The organism is Olsenella uli (genome assembly GCF_901212675.1).
In the GTDB taxonomy this organism is placed as follows: domain Bacteria; phylum Actinomycetota; class Coriobacteriia; order Coriobacteriales; family Atopobiaceae; genus Parolsenella; species Parolsenella uli_B.
The window spans coordinates 17,392-37,403 of the sequence record NZ_CAAKOQ010000009.1 but is presented as its reverse complement, the minus strand read 5'-3'; the positions used below and the strand labels follow the sequence as shown (position 1 = coordinate 37,403).

19 protein-coding genes are annotated in these 20,012 nt (G+C 69.3%); 2 read left to right on the top strand and 17 right to left on the bottom strand.

Annotated elements, in window-relative coordinates; translation table 11 throughout:
* Nucleotides 1–51 precede the first annotated feature (51 nt).
* The 13 genes from coaD to EFAMC1_RS00755 form a co-directional block, all read right to left on the bottom strand.
* Entirely contained in the window at nucleotides 52–594 is a 543-nt protein-coding gene (coaD, locus tag EFAMC1_RS00815) for a pantetheine-phosphate adenylyltransferase (RefSeq protein WP_154052449.1), read from the bottom strand.
* 2 nt (nucleotides 595–596) lie between these two features.
* A complete protein-coding gene (gene rsmD, locus EFAMC1_RS00810; RefSeq protein ID WP_154052448.1) occupies nucleotides 597–1,169 on the bottom strand; it encodes a 16S rRNA (guanine(966)-N(2))-methyltransferase RsmD in 573 nt (190 codons plus the stop codon).
* A 148-nt stretch (nucleotides 1,170–1,317) separates the two neighbouring features.
* Nucleotides 1,318–3,543, bottom strand: coding sequence for an ATP-dependent DNA helicase RecG (locus EFAMC1_RS00805; protein ID WP_154052447.1), 2,226 nt, complete (start codon nucleotides 3,541–3,543; stop codon nucleotides 1,318–1,320).
* Nucleotides 3,544–3,553: 10 nt separating this feature from the next.
* Nucleotides 3,554–5,236 carry a DAK2 domain-containing protein gene (locus EFAMC1_RS00800; protein WP_154052446.1) on the bottom strand — a complete coding sequence of 561 codons (1,683 nt, stop codon included), beginning with the start codon at nucleotides 5,234–5,236 and terminating at the stop codon, nucleotides 3,554–3,556.
* A 115-nt stretch (nucleotides 5,237–5,351) separates the two neighbouring features.
* Nucleotides 5,352–5,696: an Asp23/Gls24 family envelope stress response protein gene (locus EFAMC1_RS00795; protein WP_154052445.1), complete on the bottom strand. Its 345-nt coding sequence runs from the start codon at nucleotides 5,694–5,696 to the stop codon at nucleotides 5,352–5,354.
* Nucleotides 5,697–5,873: 177 nt separating this feature from the next.
* The gene (locus EFAMC1_RS00790) at nucleotides 5,874–7,799 is read right to left on the bottom strand and encodes a heavy metal translocating P-type ATPase (RefSeq protein ID WP_154052444.1); all 1,926 of its coding nucleotides are present in this window, start codon (nucleotides 7,797–7,799) and stop codon (nucleotides 5,874–5,876) included.
* A 174-nt stretch (nucleotides 7,800–7,973) separates the two neighbouring features.
* Nucleotides 7,974–8,825, bottom strand: a complete 852-nt coding sequence (locus EFAMC1_RS00785) for an energy-coupling factor ABC transporter ATP-binding protein (RefSeq protein WP_154052443.1) — start codon at nucleotides 8,823–8,825, stop codon at nucleotides 7,974–7,976.
* Nucleotide 8,826: 1 nt separating this feature from the next.
* Nucleotides 8,827–9,696, bottom strand: a complete 870-nt coding sequence (gene cbiQ / locus EFAMC1_RS00780; protein WP_222838600.1) for a cobalt ECF transporter T component CbiQ — start codon at nucleotides 9,694–9,696, stop codon at nucleotides 8,827–8,829.
* An 81-nt stretch (nucleotides 9,697–9,777) separates the two neighbouring features.
* Nucleotides 9,778–10,131 carry an energy-coupling factor ABC transporter substrate-binding protein gene (locus tag EFAMC1_RS00775; RefSeq protein WP_154052442.1) on the bottom strand — a complete coding sequence of 118 codons (354 nt, stop codon included), beginning with the start codon at nucleotides 10,129–10,131 and terminating at the stop codon, nucleotides 9,778–9,780.
* Between the two features lie 2 nt (nucleotides 10,132–10,133).
* Nucleotides 10,134–10,886 (bottom strand): energy-coupling factor ABC transporter permease, encoded by a 753-nt coding sequence (locus tag EFAMC1_RS00770; RefSeq protein ID WP_154052441.1) that lies wholly within the window; start codon nucleotides 10,884–10,886, stop codon nucleotides 10,134–10,136.
* A 233-nt stretch (nucleotides 10,887–11,119) separates the two neighbouring features.
* A complete protein-coding gene (locus tag EFAMC1_RS00765; RefSeq protein ID WP_261981696.1) occupies nucleotides 11,120–12,964 on the bottom strand; it encodes an ABC transporter ATP-binding protein in 1,845 nt (614 codons plus the stop codon).
* Nucleotides 12,964–15,048: an ABC transporter ATP-binding protein gene (locus tag EFAMC1_RS00760; protein ID WP_410054778.1), complete on the bottom strand. Its 2,085-nt coding sequence runs from the start codon at nucleotides 15,046–15,048 to the stop codon at nucleotides 12,964–12,966. Before EFAMC1_RS00760 ends, EFAMC1_RS00765 begins: the two co-directional genes overlap by 1 nt.
* Nucleotides 15,045–15,707, bottom strand: coding sequence for a MarR family winged helix-turn-helix transcriptional regulator (locus EFAMC1_RS00755; RefSeq protein WP_154052438.1), 663 nt, complete (start codon nucleotides 15,705–15,707; stop codon nucleotides 15,045–15,047). The genes EFAMC1_RS00760 and EFAMC1_RS00755 overlap by 4 nt, the downstream gene beginning before the upstream one ends.
* 222 nt (nucleotides 15,708–15,929) lie before the next feature.
* Between EFAMC1_RS00755 and rpmB the strand changes: the two genes are divergently transcribed.
* Nucleotides 15,930–16,118 (top strand): 50S ribosomal protein L28, encoded by a 189-nt coding sequence (rpmB, locus tag EFAMC1_RS00750; RefSeq protein WP_154052437.1) that lies wholly within the window; start codon nucleotides 15,930–15,932, stop codon nucleotides 16,116–16,118.
* A gap of 76 nt (nucleotides 16,119–16,194) precedes the next feature.
* Here rpmB and EFAMC1_RS00745 read toward each other — a convergent pair whose 3' ends face one another.
* The 4 genes from EFAMC1_RS00745 to EFAMC1_RS00730 all read right to left on the bottom strand — a co-directional run bounded on the left by EFAMC1_RS00745 (nucleotide 16,195) and on the right by EFAMC1_RS00730 (nucleotide 19,315).
* Nucleotides 16,195–16,359, bottom strand: a complete 165-nt coding sequence (locus EFAMC1_RS00745; RefSeq protein WP_187324470.1) for a hypothetical protein — start codon at nucleotides 16,357–16,359, stop codon at nucleotides 16,195–16,197.
* Between the two features lie 128 nt (nucleotides 16,360–16,487).
* Nucleotides 16,488–17,477, bottom strand: a complete 990-nt coding sequence (locus EFAMC1_RS00740; protein WP_154052435.1) for a hypothetical protein — start codon at nucleotides 17,475–17,477, stop codon at nucleotides 16,488–16,490.
* Between the two features lie 387 nt (nucleotides 17,478–17,864).
* Nucleotides 17,865–18,611 (bottom strand): thiamine pyrophosphokinase, encoded by a 747-nt coding sequence (locus EFAMC1_RS00735; RefSeq protein WP_154052434.1) that lies wholly within the window; start codon nucleotides 18,609–18,611, stop codon nucleotides 17,865–17,867.
* A gap of 2 nt (nucleotides 18,612–18,613) precedes the next feature.
* On the bottom strand, nucleotides 18,614–19,315 hold the full coding sequence (locus tag EFAMC1_RS00730) for an HAD family hydrolase (protein ID WP_154052433.1): 702 nt from the start codon (nucleotides 19,313–19,315) through the stop codon (nucleotides 18,614–18,616).
* Nucleotides 19,316–19,594: 279 nt separating this feature from the next.
* Between EFAMC1_RS00730 and EFAMC1_RS00725 the strand changes: the two genes are divergently transcribed.
* On the top strand, nucleotides 19,595–19,843 hold the full coding sequence (locus EFAMC1_RS00725; RefSeq protein ID WP_154052432.1) for an FmdB family zinc ribbon protein: 249 nt from the start codon (nucleotides 19,595–19,597) through the stop codon (nucleotides 19,841–19,843).
* Nucleotides 19,844–20,012 lie beyond the last annotated feature (169 nt).

The following is a 20,012-nucleotide window of genomic DNA, read 5'->3' as shown; positions in this document are numbered from 1 at the left end:
CTGGCTCCGAGTCCGCATGACCTATCTAACCTACTCTACCATACCTGCAGCTTATGCGGTATGCGTACCAAAATGCGACACAAGCTTGGCCCCCACGCAGGGCGGAACGAGCATCGAGACGTCGCTGCCCAACCCCGCCAGCTCGCGCACGATCGACGACGAGACGTAGCCGTAGGTGGGGTTGCTCATGACGAAGATACTCTCGACGTCCGGGGCGAGGCGGAAGTTGAGGTCGGCCTGCTGGAGCTCGTACTCGAAGTCGGTCATGGCGCGCAGACCCTTCACGACCGCGCCGGCGCCCACCTCGTGGCAGAAGTCGACGAGCAGCCCCGTGAGCGGGCAGACGTCGACGCCCTCGGAGACGCCCTCGTCGGCGAGGGCCTGGCGGGCGAGCGCCACGCGCTCGTCGAGCGTGAACGTGGGGCCGGTGCCGTTCTTGCCGAGGCTTGCCGCCACGGCCACGGTCACGCGACCGGCGATGTGGCGCGCGCGGCGGATGACGTCGATGTGGCCATAGGTTATCGGGTCGAACGTACCCGGGACCACCACGTGCTCGAGGCGGGTGACGTCTGCGGGTGCGGAGGTGCGCTCCATGCTCACGAATCCCTTCCGAGGAGGTCGACTGCAGTCTGACCGTAGCGCTTCTGCTTGAGCGGCACAAATCCGGCTGGCGCGAGGGTTGGCGCCGAGGCGCTGCGCTCGTAGAGGACGAGGGCTTCGGCCGAAAGCGAGCCAGCCTGGGCGAGCGCCTCCACGAGGCCCGAGACGAGCGCGGCGTCCGTGGCGTAGGGCGGGTCGAGCACGACGACGTCGAAGGGGGCGCCCTGGATGCCCATGCCCGCGAGCCTGAGGGCGTCACCGCGCACGACGGCGAGGGCGGAGGCGTCGGCACCGAGGGCGGAGGCGTTCCTGCGCACGCGGGCGCAGGCGCCGCGGTCGAGGTCGACGAAGGTGCACCAGGCGGCGCCGCGACTCAGGAGCTCGAGGCCCATGGCGCCCGAGCCTGCGAAGGCGTCGAGCACGCGGGCGCCGTCGAGCGAGAGCCCGCGGGCCGAGAGCAGCATCGACGAGACGGCCTCGCGCACGCGGTCTGTGGTGGGACGGGTGACGTCGCGCCCGTCCGGCGCCTCGATGGGGTGCCCACGCCACTGTCCCCCGACGATCCTCATGCTGCCTCCCCGCACGCGTCGGCCGGCCGCACGTGCAGCCGGAGCCGGATTCCGACGCCGTATTGTCGCACAAGGGGCGGTGCGCCCGCAGGGCGGGGCCGCGGAGGATGTGGATATCCCCTGGCACATGCCCCCAGCGAGCCACCCCCTACCGCGAGCGCTCCCCCTCGAAGTAGGCCCCGAAGCGCCGGCGGACCTCGCGGGCGAGTGGGCGGGTGCGTGCGCCCGAGAGCGCCGGGTCCTCGTCCACGAGGTCGCGGGCGTCGGCGTGCGCGGCCTCCACGAGGTCGGCGTCGGCCACGAGATCGACGAGGTGCAGCGTCACTCCGCCGCTCTGCCGGTATCCCAGGACCTCGCCCTCATGGCGCAGCGCGAGGTCCATCTCGGCCAGGGCCAGCCCATCGCTCGTGCGCTCGAGGGCCGAGAGACGCCGCTTGGCCGGGCTCGTGCCGCGCGCCGCGCTCACGAGGAAGACCGTCCCCGGCCACTCCCCTCGCCCCACGCGCCCACGCAGCTGGTGCAGGGTGGCGAGGCCAAAGCGGTCGGCGTCCCAGACCATCATCACGGTGGCATTGGGCACGTCCACGCCCACCTCGATCACCGTGGTCGAGACGAGCACCTGCGTCACGCCCGAGCGGAAGTCCGCCATGGCCTCGTCCTTCTCGGCGGCCGACATGCGGCCGGTCACGATGCCCACGGAGAGCTCGGGGAACACGCGATCGCGGAGGCGCTCGTAGGTGGCCTGGGCCGAGTGGGGCCTCGCCGTGGCCTGCTCGCCCTCGGGCACGTCGTCGAGCTCGGATCCGTCGTCGGCGTCGTCCACGAGCGGGCACACCACGTAGGCCTGGTGACCCGCGGCCACGGCGTCGGCGATGGCGGTGTGCGCCACGTCGGCGTTCTCGGGCGTGAGGGTCTTGGTGGTGACGCCCGCGCCGGCGTGCGGCCGTTCGGTGATGCGCGAGCAGGCCAGGTCGCCGTAGACCGAGAGCGCAAGCGTGCGCGGGATGGGCGTCGCCGTCATGGTGAGCTGGTCGGGGGCCGTGCCCTTGGTGCGAAGCGCCGTGCGCTGGCCTACGCCGAAGCGGTGCTGCTCGTCCACGACCACGAGCGAGAGGTCCAGGAAGCGGATGTCGCCGCCAAGCACCGCCGTGGTGCCGAAGAGCACGCAGGTCTCGCCCGCCGCGAGCGAGGCGGCCGTCTCGGCGCGCTCGGGCGCGGGCGTCGACCCCGTCACGAGCGCCCAGCTGATATGCGCCCTGTCGAAGAGGGGGCCGAGCTTCTCGGCGTACTGGCGCGCGAGCACCGAGGTGGGCGCCATGACGGCAGCCTGGGTGCCGCTGTCGGCGACGGCGGCGAGCGCCACGGCGGCCACGGCCGTCTTGCCTGTGCCCACGTCGCCCAGAAGCAGGCGGTTCATGGGCCGGCCGGCCGCCATGTCCGAGAGGATCTCGCGCGCGGCGCGCTCCTGCTCGCCCGTGAGCGAGAAGGGCATGGCGGCGAGCAGGGCCCTCATGTGCGGCCCGTCGACCACGTGCGCGTGCGGCCGCGTGCCCTCGAGCGAGATGGCTTGACGGGCGAGCAGGGCCGCCTGCAGGCACAAAAGCTCGTCGAAGGCGAGACGGCGCCGGGCGTGCTCGGCGGCGACGAGCGAGCTGGGGAAGTGCGCCTCGCGAAGGGCGCGGGCCTCGGTCATGAGGCGGTGCGAGGCCACGAGGGAGGCCGGCATGAAGTCGCAGGCGTCGCCGTAGTCGGCGAGCGCGGCAGAGGCGATGCGGCGCATCCACGCCGGCGAGAGCCCCTCGGTGACGCCGTGGACTGGCAGGATGCGGGCGTAGGCCGACGCCTGCCCGGCAGCCTGCGGGCCACCACCCCGAGCCCCCTGCGCGCCCGCCTCGCGCTCGGACGCCTGGCGCACCACCTCGTGGAACTGCGGCCTCATCTGCCTGAACCCGTAGGCGAACGTCACCTTGCCCGAGACGGCGAGCTCGTCGCCCACGTGGAGCTGCTCGGCCAGCCACGGCTGCTTGAAGAAGGCGCACATGATGACGCCCGTGGCGTCCACGAGCGCCACCTCCACGAGCTGCATGCGCGGCTTGGGGCGCTTGAGCGTGACCTTGTCCACCACGCCCACGAGTGTGACCTCGCTGCCCACGTCGGCGCGCCCGATGGGGGTCACGCGCGAGAAGTCGAGGTAGCGGTGCGGCACGTGGAGCAGGGCGTCGCGCACGGTATCGACGCCCATACGAGAAAGCGCCTGCGAGCGGGTCGCAGACGCATAGCGCAGGCGCGAGACGTCGCCATCCCACGCCCGCGTGCAGGCGAGGCGTGATGCCGCCTCGCCTATGGTCGGAAGGGTGCCCCCTCGGCCGGACACGCGAGCCGGACTACTCGATCGAGAAGATGACAGGGTAGAGGGGCTGGCCGCCGCGATGCGCGTCAAGCTCTAGGTCGGGCTGGGCCTCCTCGATCCTGTCGCAGAGCGCCTTGAAGGCCGCGTCGTCCATCTCGGAGCCAGCGAGGATGGTGAGGGTGTCGCCCTCCTCGGCCTCCTGCATGCGGGCGATGAGGTCGAGCGTGACCTGCTCGACGCTCGAGCCCACCACGGTGATGGCGCCGCCCTCGATGCCCATGACGTCGCCGGCGTGGATGGGGCTGCCGTCGGCGGCCTGCGAGTCGCGCACGGCGTGCGTGACCTCGCCGTCTCGGATCTCGCCGATGGCCTCGGTCATGGCCTCGGCGTTCTCCTCCGCGCTTGCCTCGGTATCGACCGCGAACATGGCGGCGAAGGCCTGCGGCACCGTCTTGGTGGGCACCACGACGACCTTGACGTCCTCACTCGCGGCGGCGGCGGCCTCGGCGGCCATGCGGATGTTGCCGTTGTCGGGCAGGACGATGACGCTCTCGGCGTTGGCACGCGCCACGGCGTCGAGGATGTCGGCCGTGCTCGGATTCATCGTCTGACCGCCCGAGACCACCACGTCGACGCCGAGCGACTTCAGGATGTCGGCCTCGCCGTCGCCGGCGGCCACGGCCACGAAGCCGAGCGGCCTCTTGGGCTCGGGCGCGGTCTCGGCCTTGGCGGAGGCGGCAGCCTGGTCGGCCGCGATCTTGGCCGTGCGGTCGTGGGCCTCGATGTCCATGTTGTGGATGAAGACGTTGTAGATCTGGCCGTAGCGCAGCATGTACTCGAGCACGCGGTTGGGCTCGTTGGAGTGCACGTGCACCTTGTAGTCGGGGTAGGAGCCCACGACGAGCTCGCAGTCGCCGAGCGTGGCGAGGTAGCTCAGGGCCTCGTTGGGGTCGAAGGGCCTCTCGGCCTTGAAGAGGAACTCGTTGCAGTAGCGGAACTCCGAGCCCTCCCAGTCGTCGTTGAGCTCGATCTGGACGCGGGCGTCGGCCACGTCGTGGGCCTCGGCGGGCGTGGCGGTGGTGTCGAAGTCGGTGAGCTGCTTGCCGCCGTTGCCAAGCGCGGCGTTCACGAAGGCCTCGAGGAAGGTGGCAAAGCCATAGGCACCGGAGTCGACCACGCCGTTCTCCTTGAGGACGGGCAGGAGGTCGGGCGTGCGGGCCACGGACTCGTAGGCCTCCACGACGAGCGCCTCGAGGGCCTCGGAGACGGGCATCTTCTCCTTCTCGGTGCGGTCTGCGCGGGCCGACACGTCGCGGATGACGGTGAGGATGGTGCCCTCGACCGGCTTGCGCACGGCCTTGAAGGCCACCTTCACGCTGTTGCGCAGGGCCGCGGCCACGTCGGCCGTGGTCACGGGGTCATGCGCGGCGACGAGGCCCTCGGCCAGGCCGCGCAGAATCTGGCTCGTAATGACGCCGGAGTTGCCGCGCGCGCCCATGAGCGAGCCGTGCGTGATGGCCTTGGCCACATCGGCCATCGAGGCGTCGGCGGGCAACGCCTGGACCTCCTTCACGACGGTCCCCAGCGTGAGCGACATGTTGGTGCCGGTGTCGCCGTCGGGCACGGGGAAGACGTTGAGCTTGTTGATCTCCTCGGCCTTGTCGGCCACGGCCTTTGCCGCGACGGGGAAGCACGAACGGATAACGGTGGCAATCATGGTGGGAAGTCTCTCCAAATCATCGGGCCTGTCGCGGGGGCCGCACCCAAGGCGGCCGGTCGGGCTCTGCATGCGGGCGGCCCGGTTGGGCGACCGGGCCGCGTGGGTTTCGATCCTAGTGGCGCCTCAGGTCCTCGACGTGGACCGTAACGTCGACGCCCTCGATCTCGGCGAGCTCCTTGAGCGTGAAGCGGACGGCGCTCTCGAGGTTGCGGGAGACGCTTGCCATGTTGACGCCCTGCTCGAGCACCGTGTGCAGGTCGACCTTGACGCGACCGCCCTCGCAGGTGACGTCGATGCCCTTGCGCAGCGACCCGAGCGACAGGAGCCTCACGATGTTGTCCTGCGCGTCGGTGTAGGCCATGCCCACGACGCCGTAGCACTCGAGCGCGGCGTAGCCAGCCAGGTCGGCGATGACGTCGTTTGAGACCCGGAGGGTTCCGGGGATGGGTTCGGCCATGCGTACTCCTCTCGTCTGCGGGCGTTGGCCCGCGCCTGGCCCACGCAGTGCGCGGGACCGAACGCGACAGCCGGAGATGCCGCGCAGAGCTCTCATACATCTATAGAAGTATAGCGCGTGTCGGCCACCCTGAGCCCGTCTGCAGCGCAGGAGCCGCCCGAGGGGCTCAGGGTGGGCCTAGTCTGCCCGCCTGCGAAGCAGCGCCGCCGCGTTCAGCACCACGAAGACCGACCCGCAGTTGTGGAAGAGCGCCGCCGTCACGGGGGTGAGCACGCCCGTGACGGAGAGGGCGACGGCGACGAGGTTGATGCCGAGCCCGAACACGATGTTCTGGCGCACCTTGCGCATGACGGCGCGAGAGAGCCAGATCAGGTAGGGGACGCGTGACAGGTCGTCCCTCACGAGGACGACATCCGCCGCCTCGACGGCGACGTCGCTGCCGATGCCGCCCATGGCCACGCCCACGAAGGCGCTCTTGAGGGCGAGGGCGTCGTTGACCCCGTCACCGACCATGCAGACGTGCCGCCCGAGCGCGCGGATGCCGGCGAGCTTCTCCTCCGGCAGGAGGCCGGCGCGCACGTCGGTGATGTGCGCCCGGGAGGCGATGTCTGACGCGGCGGCTTCGGAGTCGCCGGTGAGCAGGGTCACGCCCACGCCGAGGGAGGCGAGGCCTGCCACGCTCGCGGCCGCCTCCGGCCTCAGCTCATCCGAGAGCGCGAGGGCCCCGACGCACGTCCCCCCGACCGCGACCAGCATCGTCGCCGCGCCCCTGGAGGACCACTCCCGCACGAACGGCCCGGAGACGGCCGGGTCAACCGAGCGCGCCTCCAGCAGCGAGGGCGTGCCGACTATGACCTCCCTGCCTCCCACCCTGGCGGCGACGCCACGGCCGGGAAGCACCTCGAAGTCGGTGGGCTCGCCCGAAGGCGCCCCGTCCGAGGGCGCGGCCGAGGGACCCTCGTCACCCTCGCCGAAGGCCCCGGCCCTGCGGACGCGTGCCTGCCATGACGCGGCCACGGCCCTGCCGAGCGGGTGCTCGGAACGCTCCTCGAGCCTTGCGGCGAGCGCCAGGACGCCGTCGGCGGAGAATCCGGGCGCGAGGGGCTCGGTGGCCACCACGCGCGGACGGCCGAGCGTGAGGGTGCCGGTCTTGTCAGTCGCCACGTGGTCGACCTGGGCGAGGCGCTCGAGCGCGGCGCCCGAGCGGACGAGCGCGCCCCGCCGGGTCGCGTTGGCGATGCCGGCGGAGACGGCCGTGGGCGTCGCAAGCACGAACGCGCACGGGCAGAAGACGACGAGCACGGTGACGGCGCGGACGAACTGGCCGGAGGCCCCCCAGGCCAGGAGCGCGCAGACGAGCGCGACGCCCACGAGCGCCGCCGCCCACCTGTCGGCCAGGCCCACGACGGGCGCCTTCGAGGCGTCCGCCTCCTCAGCGAGGCGGACCATGCGCGCGAGCGAGCTGTCGACGCATGGCCTCAGGGCCCTCATGGTGAAGGTCCCGAGCTGGTTGACGACACCGCTCGCGACCTCGTCGCCGGAGGCCTTGTCGACGGGCATGCTCTCCCCCGTCATGACGGACTGGTCGACGGCGGTCGTGCCCTCCGTGACCACGCCGTCGACCGGGACGGTCTCTCCGGCGAGCACGCGCACCTCGTCGCCCGCCTGGACCTGCCCGGCATCGACCTCGACGAAACCCCCGCCCCGGCGCACGCGGGCCCGCTGCGGGGTCAAGCGCACAAGGGCCTCGATGCCGCGGCGCGCACGCTCGGCGGTGTGGTCCTCGAGCATCGAGCCCACCTGCATGATGAGCGCGACCTCGCCGGCGGCGAACCACTCGTGCGCGTAGAGCGACGCGACGAGGGCGAGCGACACGAGCACGTCGGCGGTCACGTCGTGCTCCGTGACGAGGCCCCTGACGGCCCCCACCACGATCGGTCCCCCGCACAGCACGGCGGCGACGAGCGCGACGTCGAAGGGAAGGGCGCCCCGCCCCCATCCGCCCAGGCTGACGACAAGCGCCACCGCCGACACCACGACGCACGGGATGGTAGCGGACGGCTCGATCTCCAGCCATCCGGCGAGCGCCTCTTTTGCCCTCATGAGAAATCCCCCCGACTCCCGGCAAATCCCGAACAATATGTTCGGTTTTACTATAATCCAGGGGGTTAGTGACGCATGACAGAACGATGGAAGCCGAATGCCTCGGGAAAACCGTTCCGCTTGCCTGCAGCAAGGCCGGCCGGGCAGGCCCGGATATGCCGTCCCAGGGACGCCCTACCTCGTCCCGACTCCCGAGATGTATCCCTCGAGCACCTTGAGGTTATGCGGCACGGGGAGCTCGCGGCTGAGCACGCCCTTCTCGCACAGGCTGTCGAACAGCTCGTAGGCGGCGGGCCTCTCGAGGTTGTTGCTCGCGAGCAGCTCCTCGTCGGCGAAGATTCGCTCGGGGTCTCCCTGCGCCATGACCTTGCCGGCATGGAAGACTGCCACCTCGTCCGCCCACTCGAAGGCATAGTTGACGTCATGGGTGGCCATGATGACGGTGATGCCCTCGCTCGTCATGCGCTCCACGGCGCGGTTCACGAGCGCCGTGTGACGCGGGTCGAGCGAGGCGGCAGGCTCATCCAATATGACGACCTCGGGTTTCATGACGAGCACGTCGGCGATGGAAACCTGCTTCTTCTGGCCGCCGGAGAGCGCATGAGTGGGCTTGGCGGCATAGGGGCGGATCTCCATCTCGTCGATGATGGCGTCGACGCGCCGGCGGACCTCATCCTCGGGAACGCCAAGGTTCATGAGGCCGAAGGAGATCTCCTGGTGGACGCTCGCGCTGAAGAGCTGGTCGTCAGGGTCCTGGAAGACGATGCCCACGCGGCGCCTCAGGTCGAGCAGTCCCTTGCGCGAGTAGTCGATGGGTTTGCCCTCGAGGTAGACCGTGCCGGAAGAGGGCCGCAGGATGCCATTCAGGCACAGGAAGAAGGTCGACTTACCGGAGCCGTTCGTGCCCATGCAGGCGAGGCGGGTGCCCCGGCGAATCTCGAGCGAGAGGCCGTCGAGCGACTGCGTGTTGCCGTCGTCATAGGAGAAGTGGAGGTCCTCCGCCTTGAGGATGATGTCGCTGTCCATGCTAGAACCTCACAATCAAGATGACGATGACGAGCGCGACCTCGAACCCGACGACGAAGGCGACCTCGCCTGGCTTGGGCGGCCGCTCCTCGGAGAGCACGCGGATCCTGCCGTCGTAGCCGCGGGCCTCCATGGCGTCGAAGAGCCGCTCCGAGCGCTTGATGGCCTGGACGAACAGGCACGAGCAGAGGTCCCCGAACGTCTGGAGCGAGCGCGCGTAGGTGACGTTGCCGAGCCTGGAGTCCTGTGAGGTCTTGATGGCCTCGGCACGCTCGAGCAGCACGAAGATGTAGCGGTAGATGAGCATGGTGAGCTCGATGAAGAGCGGCGGGACGTGCAGGCGCCGCATGACCTCTAGGATATCGGTCATGGGCGTGTTGCACGACAGGAAGTACAGGCACGACACGCACCCGAGCGCGGTGAAGAACAGCTGCGCCGCGTAGTGGACCGTGCCCCAGCTCGCCGTGAGGTACCAGGAGCCGAAGCGGACTGCGAACAGCTCGAGCGGCGTCTGGCGAATGGCCGTGCCGATCACGAGCACGTACACGACGAGGAACAGAGACGGGATGAGCATCAGGCCGCGGTAGCGACGCCAGGAGATTTTGCCAACGCCGACGGTGAGGGCCGTCATGGCGACCGTCACGACGAGGGCCGCCGCGATGGAGCGGCTCACGAGCAACACGGCGAGAGTGACGGTCGCGAGGGCGAACTTCTCCGCCGCGTTCACGTAGCGCAGGTGGGAGCGGTAGGCGAGGTCATCGATGGCGTGGCCATGCGAGTGGCCGTGGTGGTGTGACGCATGGCCGCCTTCAGCGGCGCCCGCCCCGCAGCATGACTCGCGGGGCCGTTGGGTCCCTTGGGCGAAGCTCACGGTATGCCTCCTTGTCAGAGACGGCCGACGGGGATCCGCCGGCCGTCCGTCGCAGCGCGAAGCTCGGGGAGCCACAGCCCCCTACAGCTCGTCGCCCTTGCCCTTGCCGTCCTCCCACTTCTTGCGCTCGACGAGACGCCCCATGATGAAGGCGACGACGCCGACGCCGATGCCGGTCTGGACGCAGAACAGGAAGCTCTCGGTCTCGCCGGGAAGCTCCTGGCCGAGGATCTGCTCGAGGATGGGCGTAGCCCAGACCTCATAGCCGGGGTCGGTGGTCTCGACGAGCTCGCCGCCCTTGTCGTCGGAGCCGCCGAACTCCATGCCCTGGGGCGCCAGCACGAACAGGGGGACGAAGGCGATGAGCAGCGCTACGACGAGCAGGGCCCCCACGAGTCCCTTGTTGCTCTTCTTGGAATCCTGGTTGGTTGTCATTCCTACTCACCGTCCTTGAGGTAGCCGATAGCCTTGAGCTCGGGCTTGGCGTAGGTCTCGAGGCCGATCATGATGATGACCGTGAGCAGGCCCTCGACGACGGCCAGGGGGATCTGGGTCACGGCGAAGACGCTCAGGTTCTCGATGAGGGCGGTGCCGAAGCCCACGGCGGAGTTGTGGGCGAGCGCGAGCTGGAAGGCCGTCACGCAGTAGGTGAACAGGTCGCCCAGGAACGCCGCGACGAAGATGACGACCTTGCGGTTGAGGCCAGTCTTGCCCAGGCCCTTGTAGAGGGCGTAGGACACGATCGGGCCGGCGATTGCCATGGAGAAGCAGTTGGCGCCGAGCGTCGTGAGGCCGCCGTGCGCGAGCAGGATGGCCTGGAAGATGAGGACGATGAGGCCGAGGACGCTCGTGGCCGTGGGCCCGAAGAGCATGGCGCCGAGCCCGGTGCCCGTCATGTGCGAGCTGGATCCCGTGACGCTCGGTATCTTGAGCGAGGAGATGACGAACACGAAGGCGCCCGCGAGGGCGAGCAGCGTGAGGGCGCGCCGGTTCTCGGAGAGGACCTTCTTGATGGACTGGAAGCCCACGACGACGAACGGGAGGCTCACGACGCCCCACGCGATGCAGTACTGCACCGGCAGGAAGCCCTCCATGATATGCATGGCCTGCGCGGCGGGCATGACACCGAACATCGCCGTCAGAAACGCGCTGGCGCCAACGAGTGCCTTCCTCCCCTTGGATAGATACATGCAAGCTCCTTACGACCTGACCCCGGGCCTCTCCCGAGGTGTTAGCGAAAGTATAGAGGCCGTGGAGATTAGCAAAAAGATACTAAAGCGTGCACCTTCCTATAATTTTTTGTCGTTTCCCTGATCTTGGCTGACAAACCAAGGGACACCAATGTACCCACATTTGGGACACGTCGGGGCGGGCCGCCGGGCCCGCCCCACGCCGCCGCAACTCAAGCGGTCAGCCCTCGAAGTCAGTCCTCGAACTGGCTGTTGTACAGCTCCGCGTAGAAGCCGCCCGCGGCGAGCAGCTCCTCGTGCGTGCCCTGCTCCACGATGTCGCCGTCGCGCAGCACCAGGATGGTGTCGGCCGACTTGATCGTCGAGAGCCGGTGGGCGATCACGAAGCTCGTGCGTCCCCGCATGAGCTCGTCCATGGCGCGCTGGATGAGCTCCTCGGTGCGCGTGTCCACGTTGGAGGTGGCCTCGTCGAGGATGAGGGCCGGCCGATCGGCAAGCACGGCGCGCGCGATGGTCACGAGCTGGCGCTGGCCCTGGGAGAGGTTGGTGCCCTCCTCGTTGATGACGAAGTCGTAGCCGCCGGCGAGCGTGTGGATGAAGTGCTCGCAGCGCGCCGCGCGGGCCGCGGCCTCCACCTCCTCGTCGGTGGCGTCGGGCCGGCCGTAGCGGATGTTCTCGCGGATCGTGCCGTTGAAGAGCCACGTGTCCTGCAGGACCATCGCGAACTCCGAGCGCAGCGCCGCGAGGTCCCAGTCGCGCACGTCCACGCCGTCCACGCGGATGGCGCCCGCGTCCACGTCGTAGAAGCGCTGGACGAGCTTGATGAGCGTGGTCTTGCCCGCGCCCGTGGGGCCCACGATGGCCACGGTCTGCCCGGGCTCGGCCGTGAAGGTGAAGTCGTGGATGACGGGCTTGTCGGACGCGTAGCCAAAGCGCACGTGGTCGAACTCGACGCGGCCCTCGCGCGCGGCCGGCAGCTCGGGGCGGGCGGGGCCCTCCTCCTCGGGGGCGGCCAGGAACTCGAAGACGCGCTCGGTGGCGGCGGCCATGCTCTGCAGCGTGTTGCTCACGTTGGCGAGCTGCTGGATGGGCTGGGTGAAGTTTCGCACGTACTGGATGAAGCTCTGGATGTCGCCGGGGGTGGCGGCGCCGTTGAGGGCAAGGCCCGCGCCCACCACGACCACGCCCACGTAGCCGAGGTTACCCACGAGCGTCATGAGCGGCATCATGAGGCCGGAGAGGAACTGCGAGCGCCAGCCGCTCGTGAACAGGCGGTCGTTCTCGCGCTCGAACTCCTCCACGGCGGCGTCGGCGCGGTCGAAGACCTGGATGACGCCCTGGCCCGCGAAGTCCTCCTCCACGATGCCGTTGACCCGGCCGAGCACCTCCTGCTGCTCGCGGAAGTAGCGCTGCGAGAAGTGCACCATCACGCCCACGATCACCACCGACAGGGGCAGGGTGAGCAGGGTCACGCCCGTGAGCGGCAGCGATATGGTGAGCATCATCACCGTGATGCCCACGATCTGCGTGACGCTCGTGACGAGCTGCGTGATGGACTGGTTGAGCGACTGGCCGAGCGTGTCGACGTCGTTGGTGATGCGGCTGAGCACGTCGCCCTTGCTGTGGCCGGAGAAGTAGCTCATGGGCACGACCGCAATCTTCTCCGAGATCTCGCGGCGCATGCGGTAGACGACCTTCTGCGTCACACCGGTCATGAGCCAGCCCTGGACGAGGTTGCACGCCGAGCTCGCGACGTAGATGCCGAGCAGGATGGCGAGCGTGCGCCCGATCCAGGCGAAGTCAACCCCGCCCGTGCCCTGCACCTTTGCGACGAGCCCCTCGTAGAGCTTGGTGGTGACCTGGCCCAAGACCTTGGGCCCCACGATGTTGAAGGCCACCGAGGCGATGGCGAACAGGATGCCCGCGACCACGGCGAGCTTGTGCTCCCCGATGTAGCCGAGCAGGCGCCCCAGCGTGCCCACGAGGTCCCGCGGCTTCTCGACGACGCCGCCGACGGGGCGCGGTCCCATGGGGCCGCGCGGACGAGCCGGGCGTGCTTGGCTGTTTCCCTGCGCCATCAGCGCTCACCCCCTTCCTCGACAAGGCCAAGCTCGGCCGCGGACAGCTGACTCTCGGCAATCTCCAGATACTCGGGGCAGGAGCGCAGGAGCTCCTCGTGGGTGCCCCGCCCCACGACGCGCCCGTCGTCGAGCACGATGATCTCGTGGGCGTGCATGATCGTGGCCACGCGCTGGGCCACCACCACGACCGCCGTGTCCGTGAGCTCGCGGGCGATGGCCTCGCGGAGCGCCGCGTCGGTCTTGTAGTCGAGCGCGGAGAACGAGTCGTCGAAGACCGCGACCTCGGGCCTCTTGGCCAGCGCGCGGGCGATGGCGAGACGCTGGCGCTGGCCACCGGAGACGTTGGAGCCTCCCTGGGAGACCTCCGAGTCCCAGCCGCCCTCGCAGCCCTCGATGAAGCCGGTGGCCTGGGCGATGTCGGCGGCGCGGCGGGCGTCGGCCTCGCTCACGGAGTCGCCCGCGAACCTGACGTTGCTCTCGATGGTCCCGGAGAAGAGCCGTCCCTGCTGCGGGATGTAGCCGATGCGGCGGCGGAGCTCGCCGAGCGGCCAGGCGCGCACGTCCACGCCGTCGAGCGCGACCGAGCCGGCCGTAACGTCGTAGAGGCGCGGAATGAGTTGCACGAGCGTGGACTTGCCGGAGCCCGTGGAGCCGATGATGCCCGTCATCTGCCCGGCGCGCGTGGTGAAGCTCACGTCGGAGACCACCTCGCCGTCGGCGTCCGGGTAGCGGAAGGACACGTGCGAGAAGGAGAGCTCGCCGCGCGGGGCGTCCGCGGCCGGGAGCTCGGGGCGGACGGGCTCGCGGATGCTCGACTCGCACGTGGCCACCTCGTCGATGCGCTCGGCGGCTACCTCGGCGCGCGGCAGCATCACGGCCACCATGGTGAGGATCATGAACGCCATGACGATCTGCATCGTGTAGCTCATGAACGCCATCATGTCACCCACCTGCATGACGCCATCGGAGACGCCGCGCGCGCCAAACCACACGATGAGGATGGTCACGCAGTTCATCACGAGCATCATGAGCGGCATCATGAAGCTCATGGAGCGGTTGGTGAACAGCTGCGTCTCCATGAGCTCTCGGCTCGCGTCGTCGAAGCGCCCAAGCTCGTGGGCCTGCCGGCCGAAGGCACGGATGGGCATGAGGCCGTCGAGCATCTCTCGAGCGACGAGGTTCACGCGGTCGATGAGCCGCTGCATGCGCTTGAAGCGCGGCATGGTGAGGCCCACGAGCACGCCCACCACGGCGCACACGGAGATGACCGCCACGCCGATGGTCCACTCGAGGCCCGTGGAGGTCTGGACGACGCGCATCACGGCCACCACGCCCATGATCGGCGCGTAGAGGACCATGCGCATGAAGAGCGTCGCCGTCATCTGGAGTTGCTGGATGTCGTTGGTGCATCGCGTGATGAGCGAGGCCTGGGAAAACCTGTTGACCTCGGCCGGCGAGAAGGACATGACCTTGCGGAAGGTGTCGCGGCGCAGGTCACGGGCGATGGTCGACGCCGTGCGCGACGCGATGGCGCCCACGGCCACGGCGCAGGCGAGCCCCACGAGGCAGAGCGCGAACATCGTGGCGGCCGTGGAGCCGAGGTAGGCGTACTGGACGTCGGCGAGGTCGCGCCCCTGCGCCTCGTACTCGGCCCGCACGAACTGCACGGCCATCTGCTCGGTCATGGTGTCGGTGAGCTGGCCCGCGTCCTGGCCGGTCGCGGCGGCGAGGGCCTGGACCTCGACACGTGCCAGGGAGGCCTCGAGCGCGGAGCCCTCGCGGGCGTCGGCGGCGCTGCCCTGGTAGGCACGCACGCCGGCCTCGTCGGCAGGCGCAAAGGCAGCCTCGACGGCCGTGGCGTCGCCGGCGGGCATGAGCCGCTCGAGCTGGGCGAGGGTGTCGGCGCGCATGGCGTCGGGCACGGCCGAGGCGATGCCGCCCTGCTGGATGCCCACGTCCACGATCTCGCTCATGTAGCTTGGGAGCGCGAGCTCCGAGGTGGCCTGCACGATGAGCAAGGCCACGATGGCCACGAGCGCGGGCACGTGGTGTCTGAACAGCTTGATGAGCCTCAAGCTCACTCCCCCCCTCGGGTCTGGTCTCGTCGGTCGCCGCACCTGCGTGCGTCGAAGGGTGCCTCGGGCGGCGGGGGCACCATCTGGCGGCCCTCGCGGCGCCGACGGGCCAGGACCTCGAGGACGCGCCCGAAGACGCGCACGACGTCGCGGGCGTCTTCGGGGCCCATCTCGCGGAGGAAGTCGGCGACTAAGCGCTCCGCCTCCGAGCTGTGCCGGGCGATGTCCTCGCGGCCGGCCTCCGTGAGCGTCACCTCCACGCGGCGGCGGTCCTCGCGCGCGGCGCGGCGCTCAACGAAGCCTCGCTCCTCGAGCGTGCGCAGGGCGTTGGCGACGCGCGCGTCCGTGACCCCCGTCCTTCTGGCGAGCTCGCCGGGCGAGATGGGGCCATCGGCCTCGAGGAGCACCTGCATGATGGCCGGCAGGCCGTGGGTCGAGGCGCTCACGTCGTGCTGGGGCCTGAAGCGGGCGAACCTGCAGCCCTGCGCCATGAGCTCGCGCGCGAGGGCGTGGAACTCGTCTGGCTCCGGGGTCGCGGGGCCGGGCTTAGCGCCCTGCGCGCGGGTTCCCTCCTCCCCCGCTTCTGGGCCGTCCGCGCTAGATCCGCCGCGCGCGCACGCCCCGCCATCCACGCGGGCTCCTCTTTCGCTAGAGTTGTCGGGCATGGTCGTACCTCCTCGTTACCTTCCAGTGTTAGTTTTTAATGTTAGGCAATATACCCAATCGTCCGCGCCTTACCAAGCGCCCACATCGCATGGGGTTAGATTCACGACACGGACACAACATCTCGACAATTCCCTTGCGAGCAGCGAAAGCTGTGCTATTCTGATTCGGCTATGCGTCGAGGGCGGCCGCAGAATGTGCCGCTTTACATGGAGGTCTCAACAATGTCTAAGGTTTGCGCCATCTGCGGCAAGCACGCCGTCGCCGGTCGTTCGATCAGCCACTCGCACCGCGTCACCAACCGCAAGTTCCGCCCGAACATCCAGCACGTCACGGTCGTCGTCAACGGCCACAAGCAGAAGATGAACGTCTGCTCCACGTGCCTCAAGTCCGGCAAGGTCGCCCGCTCCTAGTCAGGGCAGCCGCTCGCCTGCGAGCACCATATCGAACCACCAGGAGCCGTCGGGATTCCCGGCGGCTTCTTTCTCTTTAGGTGACAGCAGGCCAGCCGGCATCCTTCGCGCCCTGCCGCACCTTGCGCCCCCCGCCGAGCCGCGCCCTCCCGCCGCGCCGCGCCAACCGCGCCATCCCGCCGCGCCGCGCCAACCGCGCCACCTGCGCCACCTGCGCCACCTGCGCCACGAACGTGCGCATAACCGAGATTCCAAGCGAACGTGCGTAAAACCGAGAAAACCACCTTGCAACTCGCTGTTTTTCTCGGTTTTACGCACGTTCGTCGCACGGCTACGGGTTCGCCGCGCAGCCGGGTCCAAGCCCATCCCTCACTCGACGCGCTCCCACTTCCAGCGCGGCGCCCGCGGGTGCACGCCATAGATGGCGAGCCGACTGCGCACGAGGTCCTCGTTTCGGGCCATGCCGGGGCTCATCCTTACCACGGAGATGTCGAACGCCGTGATCCCAGCCTCACGTCGCCGCTCGCCCATCATGATGTCGACCACTTCCCTGCCCCCGGTCATCCCCGGGTCCGCGTACTTGCCCCTGCCATCCACCTCGAGGTCGACGAGACGGCCGTCGTCGCGCCTCAGCACGATGTCGAGCCGACGCGTCTTGCCGGGACGCTCGATATCAGGCACCTCCAGCTGCAGGTCGAAGATCTCATAGCCCAGCTCGATGAGGACGGCACGTACGAAGGATTCTCCTCCGCTCTCGGCACGCGGATCCACGTACTCGCACACGCGCCGAAGCGTCGTGATCCCCCGCCGACCTGCGGCAAGTGCGCAGACCCGCTCGAGCCCGCCCGTTCCCACAAGCCCCATCCTCACGGCAGAGTCGGCGATTGGCAGGGCGTCACGAAAGGGCAGCGACAGGCAGCAGTCCGCGATGGTACGGAGTGGGGTCGTCACGCGCAGGTCGCCAACGAGCACCGAGGGCGCACGCTGCGAGCTGTGTCGGCATATTCCCCTCCCCGAGCGCCCGCCCGTCGAGCCCTCGACTAGGTAGTGGATTGGGTCAAGGTGGCGGTAGGAAGCGGCGAGGCCGTAGACAAACGCGGCGGTCGCATGCGAGAAGACCCATGGCTCGTGCAGGTGACCGAGGGCCTTCGCCACGTGCAGCATCTGCCCCTCGGGCATGAGGGCGCGCCAATAGTCGGACCGGACGAAGAGGCCGTGGCGGGGCCGAACAAGTTCGCCGGCCGATACCCGCGCACTCACGGCGCTCGACTCCGCGGGGGAGCGAACGACCGCGCACATCGACCGTGCTTCCGCCTCGTCCAATATGCAGGCAAGGTAGTCGTCCATGAGCTCCGACACGTAGCCCCCTCCCCGGCTTTCCGCTTCGCCGCGCTAACGGCGAACGTGTTGGGAGTCGATGCTACAGGTGCGGGAAGGGCGCGTCGACGCCGATTCGGCGACCGGGCAAGCGGTAGGTTTCCAAAACGAACGTGCGCAAAACCGAGAAAATCGGCTTGTCACTCGCCGTTTTTCTCGGTTTTGCGCACGTTCGTTGGTTGGGCGGCACAGGACGCGACAGGGGGACGGCTGGGAATCGTGGGCAGTCGAGGAGACCAGCGAGCGTCGCGGTGCGGGGTCGGTGGCGGAGGGTGGCCGGGCGCTGGCGCATCGGGAAGGCGGCAAAGGGCAGCTGGAGCCGGGCGCTGGCGCATCGGGAAGGCAGCAAAGGGCAGCCGGAGCCGGACGTTAGCGCATCAGGAAGGCGGCGAGGATACCGGCGTGGCAGCTGACGGTCGCGTCGGGGGCGTCAACCACGTTGGAGATGCCGCGGTCGCGCAGGGCATCCACGCGGAAGCGCTCGAGCTCCCAGCGCATGCCGCGCTCGCTCACAAGCGTGCCGTCCGCGAGCGCCACGAAGGAGAAGTGCCGCCCCTCCGCATCTGTGCCCAGCTCCCAGGCATCGCGGCCCCGGGGCGAGAGGACCCGGCACTCGAAGGAGTCCTCCACCAGCGCGGGCGCGAGGTCGGCGTTGGCCGCCAGCACGCCAAAGACCGCGAGCGCATGGTCCATGCGCCCCGCGCTCGCGCAGGTCACGCTCACCTCGAGCCCCTCGCCCGCCTCGGCCGCCAGCTGTCGGCAGCACGAGAAGGCCAGCGACAGGTCGGTATCGTACTTGGCTGGCGGGAAGAGCCGCACGCCCCCGGCCGCGGCAATCCCGTGGATCTCGGGCACGTCGCGCACGTCGTCTGCGGGCGTCACGTCGAGCCGGGCCACGTCGGAGGCCTGCTCGCCCTCGCGCCTGCAGAGCCAGGCGAGGGTCTCGGGGCTCACCGTGTCGGCGTCGCCGCAGAACGAGTCGGGCACCACGCCGGCCGCGCGGCAGGCGTCAGCCCCACGGTCGACAGCCGTCACGGAGTCGGCGGCCGCGGCAAGCGCCGAGACGAGCGCGGGCGAGCTGGGCTCGGGCGAGCCCGCGACAAGTAGGACGCGCATCGCTACTCCTCTGGCATGGGACGGCGGGCCGCGTCGTCGAAGCCGCGGATGGCCTCGAGCGAGAGCGACGCGTAGCCGCGTGAGAAGATGTCGGCCCGGGAGCGCACGAAGGCCTCGTCGCGCCCGTCTCCCTCGTTGTAGATCGCGGCCACGTGAAAGCCTGCCTGCCGGGCCGTGCGGACGCCGAAGGGCGCATCCTCGAAGACCCAGGTCTCCTCGCGCGGCGTGCCCAGGCGCTCGAGCGCCTCGAGGTAGACGTCAGGGCAGTCCTTGTCGCGCCCGTCTCGCACCTCGGCCGTGCAGATCACGTCGGAGAAATAGCCGAGAAGGCCGTGCACCGCCAGCGCGCCGCGCACAAGCCGAGACGTCGTGGAGGACGCCACGATGAGCCGCACGTCGGCCGCGGAGAGGCCCTCCACGAGCTCGCGGGCACCGGGAATTACCTTGATGCTCGTCTCGTACTCGTGCGCCACGTAGGCCTCGAGCTCGTCGACGAGAGCCGCGCCGGACGCGCCGATGCCCAGCTCCGCGTGGATGAGCGCGCAGGAGTCCGGGATGGTCATGGGCTCGACGAGCTCCTTGAACTCGGCCGGCGCCGTGACGTCGTACGCCGCCAGCAGGTGATCGAACGCGCCGTACCACATCGTCATCGAGTCGATGAGCGTGCCGTCGCAGTCGAAGATGGCACCTGAGATCTCTGCCATGCAGTCCCCCTCGCAGTGTTGTCCGTAGGCGCAAGTATACTTTCGCGAGACAAAGACGGACGGAGAGAAGATGTCACGGCTGGGTAAGCACGCTTGGAAGGTGGCCTACGGGGACGCACCTGACCTCCCAGAGATGGAAAACTCCTCACGAATGCGGGCTCTGGGCCTGCCGACCTGCATGGGCGCGAGGAATTGGGTAAAGTAGGCCACTGCGACCGCGTCGCACGGCAAGAGAACCCGGCCCAGGATGGGCCACATAGTACGTGGAGGTACCCCCAGATGGCGCGTTACGACTACAAGTGCATGGCTTGCGGCAAGGTCTTCGAGGTGGAGCATCCGATGTCGGAGCATCCGCACGTCACCTGCCCCGACTGCGGCGCGGATGCCGAGCGCGTCTTCGAGCCGAGCGGCATCGCCTTCAAGGGCTCGGGCTTCTACAACACCGACCAGCGCGGCGGCAGCTCCTCGACCGCGGCCACCTCGGCGGCCGACCCCTGCGCGAACTGCGAGCACAAGGCGGCCAAGTAGGGCAGACGGGCAAAAGCCGCGAGCGCGGGGCCGCCCAGGGCGTCGCGGGCGAGCGACCACGCACAATCGAGCGTCACGAATCGAACGTGCGGATAACCGAGAAAAATGGGCTGTTGCAGCCCGAAAAACTCGGTTATCCGCACGTTCGTTGCTTAAGGGAGGCAGGGGA